This is a genomic window from Jatrophihabitans sp. (genome assembly GCF_036389215.1).
In the GTDB taxonomy this organism is placed as follows: domain Bacteria; phylum Actinomycetota; class Actinomycetes; order Mycobacteriales; family Jatrophihabitantaceae; genus Jatrophihabitans_A.
Genome location: NZ_DASVQG010000236.1, coordinates 1 through 11262 on the forward strand (window position 1 = coordinate 1; position 11262 = coordinate 11262).

General features: G+C 71.5%; 11 protein-coding genes. 3 read left to right on the forward strand and 8 right to left on the reverse strand.

Annotated features, from left to right (window positions below; genetic code table 11):
* Positions 1-63: 63 nt before the first annotated feature.
* Complete coding sequence (locus VF542_RS13040) at positions 64-816, forward strand: succinate dehydrogenase/fumarate reductase iron-sulfur subunit (protein WP_408652138.1); 753 nt, start codon at positions 64-66, stop codon at positions 814-816.
* Between the two features lie 172 nt (positions 817-988).
* Here the strand turns inward: VF542_RS13040 and VF542_RS13045 are convergent, their stop codons facing one another.
* The 7 genes from VF542_RS13045 to VF542_RS13075 all read right to left on the reverse strand — a co-directional run bounded on the left by VF542_RS13045 (position 989) and on the right by VF542_RS13075 (position 7873).
* The gene (locus VF542_RS13045; RefSeq protein WP_408652139.1) at positions 989-1558 is read right to left on the reverse strand and encodes a hypothetical protein; all 570 of its coding nucleotides are present in this window, start codon (positions 1556-1558) and stop codon (positions 989-991) included.
* Positions 1555-2934 (reverse strand): DUF58 domain-containing protein, encoded by a 1380-nt coding sequence (locus VF542_RS13050; protein WP_408652140.1) that lies wholly within the window; start codon positions 2932-2934, stop codon positions 1555-1557. The genes VF542_RS13045 and VF542_RS13050 overlap by 4 nt, the downstream gene beginning before the upstream one ends.
* A complete protein-coding gene (locus VF542_RS13055; protein WP_408652141.1) occupies positions 2931-3920 on the reverse strand; it encodes an AAA family ATPase in 990 nt (329 codons plus the stop codon). The genes VF542_RS13050 and VF542_RS13055 overlap by 4 nt, the downstream gene beginning before the upstream one ends.
* Positions 3917-4435, reverse strand: a complete 519-nt coding sequence (locus VF542_RS13060; protein WP_408652142.1) for a hypothetical protein — start codon at positions 4433-4435, stop codon at positions 3917-3919. The genes VF542_RS13055 and VF542_RS13060 overlap by 4 nt, the downstream gene beginning before the upstream one ends.
* Positions 4428-5138 carry a DUF4129 domain-containing protein gene (locus VF542_RS13065; protein WP_408652143.1) on the reverse strand — a complete coding sequence of 237 codons (711 nt, stop codon included), beginning with the start codon at positions 5136-5138 and terminating at the stop codon, positions 4428-4430. Before VF542_RS13065 ends, VF542_RS13060 begins: the two co-directional genes overlap by 8 nt.
* A 39-nt stretch (positions 5139-5177) precedes the next feature.
* Positions 5178-6344 carry a cystathionine gamma-synthase gene (locus VF542_RS13070; protein ID WP_408652148.1) on the reverse strand — a complete coding sequence of 389 codons (1167 nt, stop codon included), beginning with the start codon at positions 6342-6344 and terminating at the stop codon, positions 5178-5180.
* A gap of 137 nt (positions 6345-6481) precedes the next feature.
* Complete coding sequence (locus VF542_RS13075) at positions 6482-7873, reverse strand: cystathionine beta-synthase (RefSeq protein WP_408652144.1); 1392 nt, start codon at positions 7871-7873, stop codon at positions 6482-6484.
* Positions 7874-7939: 66 nt separating this feature from the next.
* Here VF542_RS13075 and VF542_RS13080 point away from each other — a divergent pair, with 66 nt between their 5' ends.
* Together VF542_RS13080 and VF542_RS13085 are read left to right on the forward strand one after the other, a co-directional pair.
* On the forward strand, positions 7940-8974 hold the full coding sequence (locus VF542_RS13080) for an SGNH/GDSL hydrolase family protein (RefSeq protein ID WP_408652145.1): 1035 nt from the start codon (positions 7940-7942) through the stop codon (positions 8972-8974).
* Between the two features lie 42 nt (positions 8975-9016).
* Positions 9017-10246: an acetyl-CoA C-acetyltransferase gene (locus VF542_RS13085; RefSeq protein WP_408652146.1), complete on the forward strand. Its 1230-nt coding sequence runs from the start codon at positions 9017-9019 to the stop codon at positions 10244-10246.
* 137 nt (positions 10247-10383) lie between these two features.
* Here VF542_RS13085 and VF542_RS13090 read toward each other — a convergent pair whose 3' ends face one another.
* On the reverse strand, positions 10384-11229 hold the full coding sequence (locus tag VF542_RS13090) for a Bax inhibitor-1/YccA family protein (protein ID WP_408652147.1): 846 nt from the start codon (positions 11227-11229) through the stop codon (positions 10384-10386).
* Positions 11230-11262: the final 33 nt, after the last annotated feature.

Genomic DNA, 11262 nt, shown 5'->3' on the forward strand with positions numbered 1-11262 from the left:
CCAGCGAGCGAGGACCGGAGCGAATCACACGATGAGCGCTTGCGCGAAGAGCAAGGGGAACCGATGACGTACAACGCGAAGTTTCGGGTCTGGCGCGGCGACTCGGACAGCGGCGCGCTGCAGGACTTCACCGTCGATGTCAACGAGGGCGAGGTGGTCCTCGACATCATCCACCGGTTGCAGGCCACCCAGGCCTCGGACCTGGCCGTCCGGTGGAACTGCAAGGCCGGCAAGTGCGGCTCGTGCAGTGCCGAGATCAACGGCCGGCCGCGGCTGCTGTGCATGACCCGGATGTCGACGTTCACCGAGGCCGAGACCATCACCGTCACGCCGCTGCGGGCGTTCCCGGTGATCCGCGACCTGGTCACCGACGTCTCGTTCAACTACGAGAAGGCCCGCGAGATCCCGTCGTTCGCGCCGCCGCCGGGGGTGGCCCCCGGTGAGTACCGGATGCAGCAGATCGATGTCGAGCGCCCGCAGGAGTTCCGCAAGTGCATCGAGTGCTTCCTGTGCCAGGACACCTGCCACGTGGTGCGTGACCACGAGGAGAACAAGAAGTCCTTCGCCGGCCCGCGCTACCTGATGCGGATCGCCGAGCTGGACATGCACCCCCTCGACGCCCGGGACCGGCAGCGCGACGCGCAGGAGGAGCACGGCCTGGGCTTCTGCAACATCACCAAGTGCTGCAGTGACGTCTGCCCCGAACACATCAAGATCACGGACAACGCCCTGATCCCGATGAAGGAACGGGTCGCCGACCGCAAGTACGACCCGCTGGTCTGGCTGGGCAGCAAGATCTTCCGCCGGGACGCCTAGCTCTAGCCAGCTGCATGAGGCCGCGGGCGTGGCCACCTGCGCGATCGACGGTGCTCGACGCGGCGATGCCACCCACCCGAGCATCGTCTTCGGCAACGTCCGGGTGCCGGAGTAGCCGACGGCAGGGAGCTCAGCCGCGGGACCGGTGCAGCAGCAGCCGGTGGCAGGGAGCTCAGTCGCGGTACCGGTGCAGCAGCAGCACCGGAACGCCCGCCAGCACCAGCACACCGAGCAGCCCGAGCAGTTGCAGCACGCTGGAGCTGCCCGGCCGGCCGAAACCGTAACTGGCCGCTCCCAGCGCCGCGGCGACCGCGAGTTCGAGCAGGCAGCGCCGAAGCCAGCGGCGCAGTACCGGCGCCCGGAGCTGCACGCCCAGCGGAACGGCCGCGGCCAGTGCGGTGCTGGTGTGCAGCAGGTACAGGGCGAGCGCGAACTCGACGGTGGCGCCCAGCGGCGGCGCCCCCTCCCAGCCGTAGGCGGCGATCCAGCTGCCGATCGACGCGCCGAGCGCCAGCCCGGCACCGCCCTGCCCCGGGCTGCCGACCGCCACCAGCACACCGGCCACCGTGAGCACCACCCAGACCAGGTTGGGCTCGGCCGGGATCGCCAGCAACGCCAGCCCGGCCAGCAGGATCACCAGCCGCACTCCGGCCCCGCCCAGCAAGTAGCGGCGATGATCCGACCGCCCCGGGGTGGGCGGCAGGGCGGCTCCGGTGCGCGGCAGCCGCGCGGGCCCGTTCACCGGTGCACCCTGGCAGCCCGGGCGGTCCGGGCGAGCCCGGCCAGCACCTGGTCGAGGCTGCCACTGCCCAACCAGGGCACCACCGGCACTCCATGATCGGCCAGCGCCGCTACCAGGTTGCTCCGCTCGATCAGCTGCAGCCGCCAGGCCAGCTCGATCCACGGTCCCGGCTCCGGCAAGGCCACCTCGTCCGGCAGGGTGTCCACCACCAGGACCGAGCGCCCGGCCCGTGACAGCCCGGCTGCCTCAGCCGCCACCGCGGTGCTCAGCAGCGGGCTCAGCATGATCACCAACGCCCGGCCGGAGATCCTGGCCAGCGCCCGGCTCACCGCCAGCTCGCTCACCGGTGCGGCCCGGACTTCCAGCAACACGTCCATGATCCGGAAGAGGTGCGCCTGGCCGGTGCGCGGCCGGACCGGCCGGCCCGCCCGGCCCAGGTCCAGCACCCCCACCCGGTCTCCGTGGCGCAGGTAGTGCTCGGCGATCGAGGCGGCCGCGCGCACCGCGACGTCGAGGTTGCTGGTCGAGTCGGGCCCGGCGCTGGAACCCACCTCGACCGCCGAGTCCAGCACCAGCACCACTTCGGTGTCACGGTCTGAGTAGGTGGCGGTGACGTGCAGGTCTCCGGTGCGCAGCGATACCGGCCAGTTGATCCGGCGCAGCCGGTCGCCCGCCACGAACGGCCGCACCCCGGCCGGATCGACCCCTTCACCAATCCGGCGGGAGCGGTGCGCGCCGACGAGCCCGGAGGCGGCCGGCACGACATCGGTCGCTGAGAACTCCGCACGCAGCGGGATGGTGGTCAGCGCGACCGTGTCGCCACCGCTCAGGGTGCTGCGCAGCAGGCCATGCGCCGCGATGAGGCTGATCCTCACCCGGCCGATCCGGCTACGGCCCCAGTGCGGCGCGGCCAGCCGATGGGTGAGTGTCAGGTCCTCGTCGGGGCCGGCTGCCGTGCAGACGTCCTGGCCGCCGTCGGGCAGCTCGATCCAGCCTTCCAGCTGGGTCCGCAGCCGGATCACGTCGAGCGCGTCGGGAACATAGAGCTGCTGGCTGAAAGTCGTGGACTGGCCTTCGAACAGGGTGGCGGCGCTGGTACGCACTCCTACCGTCGGGGCGCGACGCGCGCGGCTGAGCAGGGGCAGCACGGTGCCCACCGCCAGCGGCAGCCCCAGCAGCAGCAGGTCCTGGCGGCGCAGCAGCACCGCCAGGACCAGCAGCACCGCGATGCTGCCGACCGCCGAGCCGAGCGCCGGCGTCGGTGACCAGCGCACCGCGAGCGCGGCGGCTCGCCCGTCCTGTCCAGCCGGCTCAGCACGCCCAGCCGGCTCAGCACGCCCGGCCGGCTCAGCACGCCCAGCCGGCTCAGCACTCATGACCGGCTCGCCGACCGCATCCGCGGCCGGTCGGTGCCGGTGGCCGGTGCGGGCACCTCGGCCAGCACCGTCGAGATCACCTCGGCGGGCATCACCTGCCGCATCCACATCTCCGGACGCAGCGTCACCCGGTGCGCCAGCGCCGCCACCGCGACGGCCTTGACGTCCTCCGGCGTCACGAAGTCGCGGTGGTTGATCAGGGCGTAGGCCCGGGCCACCAGCAGCAGCGCCAGCGCGCCGCGCGGTGAGGCACCAACCAGCAGGTGCTGGTGGAACCGGGTGGCATCGACCAGCGCGACGCAGTACCGCCCGACGCTCTCCTCGACCTCGATGGCCTCGACCACCCGTTGCACCGCGCGCAGGCCGGCCGCGTCCAGCACCGGGTTCAGGGTGATCGCCTCGGCCTGGCGCGCCACCCGGCGCTGCAGCACCTGCCATTCCTCATCCGGGCTGGGGTAGCCGAACGACACCCGCAGTAGGAACCGGTCCAGCTGGGCCTCGGGCAGCGGGTAGGTGCCCTCGTACTCGATCGGGTTGGCGGTGGCGATCACGTGGAACGGCTCGGGCAGCGTGAAGGTACGGCCCTCGACGGTGGCCTGGCGCTCCTGCATCGCCTCCAGCAGCGCCGCCTGGGTCTTGGGCGGCGTCCGGTTGATCTCGTCGGCCAGCACCAGGCCGGCGAACAGCGGCCCGGCCCGGAAGGCGAACTCGCCCTGGCGCTGGTCATAGACGAACGAGCCGGTGATGTCGGAGGGCAACAGGTCGGGGGTGAACTGGATGCGGCGGAACTCCAGCCCGAGGGCCTGCGCGAAGGACCGGGCGGCCAGGGTCTTGGCCAGACCGGGGTTGTCCTCGATCAGGACGTGGCCACCGGCCAGGATGCCGGCCAGCACCAGCGCCAGCCGGCCGCGCTTGCCGACCACCGCCCGGCCCACTTCGGCCAGCACCCGGTCACAGGCATCCGCGGCTGCCGGGGGGTCGATCACAGCGCCTCGATCCGGGCCACCAGCGCGCTCAACTGGGCCTGGCTGGGTGGCGGGCTGGCCGGCGTCGCCGGCGCGATCGTCAACGACCACAACTGCTCCCCTAGCACTTCTCTGGCTTGGATGGGCTTGGTTACCGGGTCGATCCCGTACTTGCGCCGCAACCGTTCGGTCGCCAGCCGGGCCAGCACCGGGCGCACGTTACGCTCGTACTTCGATGCGTCCCGGCTGGCCGCTTCGAGCCGGCGTTCCAGCTGCCGCAGCTTGCTGAAGTACCCGTTGCCGGCTGGTTCCGGTGGCTCGAGGAACTCCGGCTGCTGCGGTTCGGTGGCGGTCTCGCGGACCAGCTGGAAGAGCAGCGCGACCGCCACGCCAGCTCCGGCGCCCAGCTCCGGAGGCAGGTCGGCGCCCGCGGCCGTGCTGGCCAGCAGCACCGCAACGGCTGCTGCCAGCCCGACACCGGCTGCCACCCCCAGCCGGAACCACAGCCCGGACGCCTGGCGCATCGGCTCAGCCACGACCGGCTCCAGTCGCCAGCGTGCTCGATGAGGCCGCCTCGAGTTCCGAGCGCAGCTGGGCAAGGTCGGCCCGGGCCTGGACGACCGCCGCGGCCGGAATCGGATGGCTGGAGAACCTGGCCTCGCGGTACAGCGCCGCCAGCCGGTTCAGCGGTGCCTCGCTCAACGGCAGCGTCGCCAGCAACCGGTCGGCGAGTTCGGAGGAGGTGTCGGCGGGCGAGCGGCGCAGGCCGGCTGCCTCGGCGGTCTGCTCCAGCCGGTGCCAGCACAGGATCACCCCGTCCCGGATCTGGCCACCGGCCAGCTGGGACATCGTCGAGTCCAGGGTGCGGGCGACCTGCGTGGCCAGGTCGTCGGGAGCGAACTCGACCGGCCGGCGGATCGCCGATCTCCGGCGCCGGATACGCAGCCAATCAGGGAACTGCGGCCAGAACACCATCAGCAGCCCGATCACCAGAAGCAGCAGGCTGGCCAGCATGACGAACGCGATGACTTGCCAGGGCAGGTGGAAGTGGCCCCGCGGCGGGTTGCCCGACGCGCCGCCCGGGGGCCTGGCGGAGATGGTGGCCTCTGGCGGCACGCGCGAGCGGCCTCTGGTCCTAGTCGTGGATCCGCCCGGACCGGCCCGGGCGGCCAGCGCGACCAGCGCGAAGCCGGCCACGCTCGCCGCCGCCAGCCAGCCGTTGCGCACCCCGAGCCGCACCGCCGTCCTCCCCGTCCGTCCCCGCCGGCCGCGGACCGCTCAGGCCAGCGCCGCGTTGAGGTCTGCCAGCAGATCCTCGATGTTCTCGATGCCGACCGACAGCCGGATCAGGTCGCCGGGAACCTCCAGCGGTGATCCGGCAACGCTGGCGTGCGTCATCCGGCCCGGGTGCTCGATCAGCGACTCCACGCCGCCCAGGGACTCGCCCAGCGTGAACAGCTGGGTCAGCCCGCAGACCTTGAGCGCCGCCTCCTCACCCGCGCGCATCCGGAACGACACCATGCCGCCGAAGCCGGCCATCTGCCGGGCGGCGACGTCATGGTTGGGATGGTTGGGCAGGCCGGGGTACAGCACGCTGGACACGGCCGGATGCTCGCCGAGGAACCGGACGATCTGCTCGGCGTTGGAGCAATGCCGGTCCATCCGCACGCCCAGGGTCTTGATGCCGCGCAGCACCAGCCAGTCGTCGAACGGGCCGCTGACGGCGCCCACCGCGTTCTGGTGGAAGGCCACCTGCTCACCGATCTCGGCGTCGCGGGTCACCACCGCCCCGCCGACGACGTCGGAGTGACCGCCCAGGTACTTGGTGGTGGAGTGCACCACCACGTCGGCGCCCAATGCCAGCGGCTGCTGCAGGTAGGACGAGGCGAAGGTGTTGTCGACGACCAGCATTGCCTGGTGCTGCCGCGAGATCTCGGCCAGCGCCGCGATGTCGACGATGTTGAGCAACGGATTGGTGGGCGTCTCGACCCAGATGACCCGGGTGTTGGGCCGGACGGCCGCGGCCACCGCGGCGCTGTCGTGCATCGCGACGGTGCTGAACTCCAGGCCCCACCGGGTCAGCACCCGGGAGATCAGCCGGTACGTGCCGCCGTAGGCGTCATCGGGCAGCAGCAGGTGATCACCCGGCGCGCACAGAGTCCGCAGCAGGATGTCCTCAGCGGCCAGGCCGGAGGCGAAGGCCAGTCCGCGGGCGCCCCCCTCCAGGGCCGCCAGGCACTCCTCCAGCGCGGTCCGGGTCGGGTTGCCCGACCGGCTGTACTCGTAGCCGCCACGCAGGCCGCCGACGCCGTCCTGCTTGAAGGTCGACGTCTGGTAGATCGGCACGATGACCGAACCGGTCAGCGGATCCGGTTCCTGGCCGGCGTGGATCGCTCGCGAGTTGAAGCCCAGCTGATCCCCGCCGCTTGTTGTCGAGATGTCCATGACGCTCAGATTACTGCTCACCAGGAGCCTGATCCCGGGCTGCCGCATTTCGGGCACATCACAGTCCGCCGACCGGGCAGCCGCCCCTGACGGCGTGCGGATCCGCTGCGCGAACCCCGAGGGCGGGGCGTCGGCGGCTACTTGCTGATCAGGTATCCGAGCAGGTCCTGCCGGGTCACCACGCCGGCGGGCTTGCCGTCGACGTGCACCAGCAGCGCGTCAGCCCCGCCCAGCGCCTCGACCGCCCGGCGTACCGGCTCGCCGGAACCGATGATCGGCAGCATCGCCGACATGTGCTTCTCCACCGGGTCCGACAGCGAGGCCTGGCCGGCGTACAGGGCGTCCAGCAACGCCTTCTCCGACACCGAGCCCACCACCTCACCGGCGGTCACCGGCGGCTCGGCGCCGACCACCGGCATCTGCGACACCCCGTACTCGCGCAGGATGTTGATGGCGTCCCGGACGGTCTCGTTCGGGTGGGCGTGCACCAGCGCCGGGGTCTCGCCGTCCTTGGCGGTCAGCACCTCACCGACGGTGGTCTCGGCATTGCTCTCCAGGAAGCCGTAGTCACTCATCCACTTGTCGGAGAAGACCTTGGACAGGTAGCCCCGGCCACCGTCGGGCAGCAGCACCACGATCACGTCCTCGGGCCCGGCACGCTCGGCCACCCGCAGCGCCGCCGCGAGCGCCATGCCGCACGAGCCGCCGACCAGCATGCCCTCCTCGCGGGCCAGCCGGCGGGTGAGTTCGAAGGACGTCGAGTCCGACACCGCGATGATCTCGTCGGCGATGCCGCGGTCGTAGTTCGCCGGCCAGAAGTCCTCGCCGACCCCTTCGACGAGGTAGGGCCGGCCGGTACCGCCGGAGTACACCGAGCCCTCGGGATCGGCGCCGATCACCCGCACCGGGCCACCGGGACGGTCGGCCGACACCTCCTTGAGGTAGCGGCCGGTGCCCGAGATGGTCCCGCCGGTCCCCACGCCGGTCACGAAGTGGGTGATCCGCCCCTCGGTCTGCTCCCAGATCTCCGGACCGGTGCTCTCGTAGTGGGCGCGGGTGTTGTTCGGGTTGGAGTACTGGTCCGGCTTCCAGGCGCCGGGCACCTCCCGGGCCAGCCGGTCGGAGACCTGGTAGTACGAGCGCGGGTCCTCCGGCGCCACCGCGGTCGGGCAGACCACCACCTCGGCGCCGTAGGCCTTGAGCAGGTTGATCTTCTCCGGGGAGACCTTGTCCGGCAGCACGAAGATGCAGGAGTAGCCGCGCTGCTGCGCGACGATCGCCAACCCGACGCCGGTGTTGCCGGAGGTGGGCTCCACGATCGTGCCGCCGGGCTTGAGTTCGCCCGAGCGTTCGGCGGCCTCGATCATCGGCAGCGCGACCCGGTCCTTGACCGATCCGCCGGGATTGAAGTATTCGACCTTGGCCAGCACCAGCGGTGCGGTGGCGGGATCGAGGTGCCGGGTGACGCTGCGGAGCTGGACCAGCGGGGTGTTGCCGATCAGGTCAACGAGCGAGGTGTAGTAGCGCATGAGGCAAAGGCTAACCTCGGCTCAACGATTCAGTGTCATCAAATGTCCATTCCTGGAGGCGATCGGATGAGCCGAGCGTCGCGAGCCCGCCGGGTGGTGACCGCTGCTGCCTTCGGCACGGGGGGCATCGGCGCGCTCAGCGCCGCCGCGGCGGGAGTGATCTACGGCCAGACCAAGCTGGCCCGGCGCCGGATCCAGCCGGCCGAAGCCCTGCCGCCGCGGGCCGACGGCGTGTGGCTGGCCCCCGGGGTGCCCGCCGACCGGCCCCCGCTGCTGCTGGCGATGCTCGGCGACTCCTCCGCCGCCGGGTACGGGGTCCACCGCGACAGCGAGACCCCGGCCGCCCAGGTGGCATTGGGACTCTCGGCACTGGCCCGGCGGCCGGTCCGGTTGCACAACGTCGCCGTGGTCGGCGCCCAGAGTTCGGCACTGGCGAGCCAGGTCGCGCTGGTACTGGCCGAGCAGCCCGATCTGGTGGTGATCATGATCGGGGCCAACGACGTCACCCACCGGATCCGGGCCGCGGAGTCGGTCCGCCACCTCAGTCTCGCGCTGGCCGCCCTCACCGAGCAGAACCTGCAGGTGGTGGTGGGCACCTGCCCCGATCTCGGGACGGTCCGGCCGATCGGGCAGCCGCTGCGCTGGCTGGCCCGCCGGATGTCGCGGACGCTGGCCGCGGCGCAGGCGGTGGCGGTGGTGGCCGCCGGCGCCCGGGCGGTGAGCCTCGGCGACATCCTGGGCCCGGAGTTCGCCAGCAGCCGGGACTACTTCTCCGACGACCAGTTCCATCCCTCGGCGCTCGGCTACGCCCGGGCCGCGGAGGTTCTGCTGCCCTCGGCCGCCGCGGCACTGGGCCTGAGCACGGTCTCCGAACCCGCCGCGCCGTTCACCTCGACCCGCGCCCGGCCGGTGGTCAAGGCGGCGGCCAAGGCGGCCAGCCTGCCCGGCACCGAGGTGGTACCCGCCGAGGTGCGCGGTGAGCGGGCCGGCCGGCGTGGACCGTGGGCCCGGCTCCTGCGCCGCCGGGCGGCGACCGTGATACCGCCCACGTCCAGCGGCGGAGCAAACTTCACCCCTGCCACCATGGTGGGCAGCGACTAGCTGTCCCGGGCCGTCTGATCCCAACCCGCAAGGAGACTCGCGATGCCCACCACCCCCCAGGCCGTCATCGTCGCCACCGCCCGCTCGCCCATCGGCCGGGCCGGCAAGGGTTCGCTGGTCGAGATGCGGGCCGACGAGCTGGTCACCCAGATGATCACCGCGGCGCTGGCGAAGGTGCCGCAGCTGGACCCGCACCAGATCGATGACCTGCTGCTGGGCTGCGGGCTGCCCGGCGGCGAGCAGGGCTACAACATGGCCAAGATCGTGGCCACCCTGCTCGGCTACGACTTCCTGCCCGGCGCCACCGTGACCCGGTACTGCGCATCCTCGCTGCAGACCACCCGGATGGCGATGCACGCGATCCGGGCCGGCGAGGGCGAGGTGTTCATCTCCGCCGGGGTCGAGACGGTGTCCCGGTTCGTCAAGGGCTCCTCCGACGGGCTGCCCGACACCAAGAACCCGCGGTTCGCCGAGGCCGGCGAGCGCACCGCGAAGGTGGCTGCCGAGGGTGCCGACAGCTGGCAGGACCCGCGCGAGCGCGGCGACCTGCCCGACCCCTACATCCCGATGGGCCAGACGGCGGAGAACCTGGCCCGGCTGGTGGGCGTCACCCGCGAGGAGATGGACCACTTCGGGGTCCGGTCGCAGAACCTGGCGGAGAAGTCGATCGCCAACGGCTTCTGGGCGAAGGAGATCACGCCCGTCACACTGCCCTCCGGTGCGGTGGTGAGCGTCGATGACGGCCCGCGGGCCGGGGTCACCTACGAGGCGGTCTCGCAGCTGAAGCCGGTGTTCCGGCCGGACGGGCTGGTCACCGCCGGCAACTGCTGCCCGCTCAACGACGGCGCCGCGGCCCTGGTCATCATGAGCGACACCAAGGCCGCCGAGCTCGGCGTCACGCCGCTGGCCCGGATCGTCGCCACCGGGGTCACCGGCCTGTCGCCGGAGATCATGGGCCTGGGACCGGTCGAGGCATCCAGGCAGGCACTGGCCAGGGCCGGCATGTCGGTCTCCGACATCGACCTGGTGGAGCTCAACGAGGCCTTCGCCGCCCAGGTCATCCCGTCCTACCAGCAGCTGGGCTTCGACCTGGACCAGGTGAACGTCAACGGCGGTTCCATCGCGGTGGGGCATCCCTTCGGGATGACCGGTGCCCGGATCACCACCACGCTGATCAACTCGCTGCAGACCCATGACAAGCAGTTCGGCCTGGAGACGATGTGCGTCGGGGGCGGCCAGGGAATGGCGATGATCCTGGAGCGGCTCTCCTGAGCTGCGGCCCGGTCAGCGGCTCTCCTGAGCTGCGGCCCGGACGTGGTGCGGCCCCGTCCCTCAGCACTGAGGGACGGGGCCGACTGTGAGGTGACTACTACCTAGATGTCACGTGTGCCGGGATTTGTTGCACCGGGCTAGTTGTTGCGCCCGGTCAGGTAGCTGAGCAGCCGCAGGATCTCCAGGTACAGCCAGACCAGGGTCACCAGGATGCCCCAGGACAGGTACCAGCCGACCTTCTCATCGACGCCGCGGCGCACCGACTGCTCGATCATGTCGAAGTCCACGATCAGGTTCGAGGCCGCGATCACGATGCACAGCAGGCTGAAGCCGATCGCCATCAGGCCGCCGTCGCGCAGCCCCAGGCCGCCGGGGGTGAAGATGCTGGCGATCAGATTGACCAGCATCAGTCCGACGACGCCCAGCGTCGAGGCGAACACGATCTTGGTGAACTTCGGGGTGACCCGGACGGCACCGGTCTTGTAGACCAGCAGCACGCCCCCGGCGACCATGATCGTGCCGGTGACGGCCTGCACCACGATGCCGTTGAACCGGTCGTTGAACATCTCGCTGATGCCGCCGAGCGCCAGGCCCTGCAGCGCCGCGTAGAGGACCGCGGTGACCGCGTTCGCCCGTCCGGAGAAGCCCATGTAGAGCCCCAGGACCAGGGCGCCGATGAAGCCGATCGCCACGACGCCGCCGACGGCCGAGTCCGGCACGGCGAACCACGCGAAGCCGGCGGCCACCAGCAGGGTGCCCAGCAGCACCACCGAGCGGGTGACGACATCGTCCAGGGTCAGATACCGCGACGGGGCCGCGGGCGGGGCCGGCTGACCGTAGGCCGGCTGGGTGTACCACTCGTTCAGTTGGGACGCCGACGGTGGCGGCGGCGCGATCGGGCCGTTGGGGCCCTGGGCCGCCTGGGCTGCAACGCCCGGACGTCCGGACTTCTCAAAACCCCGCAGGACAGGGTTACTGGCCACTTTGTTGCCTCCACCTCGATACCCGCACCGGTT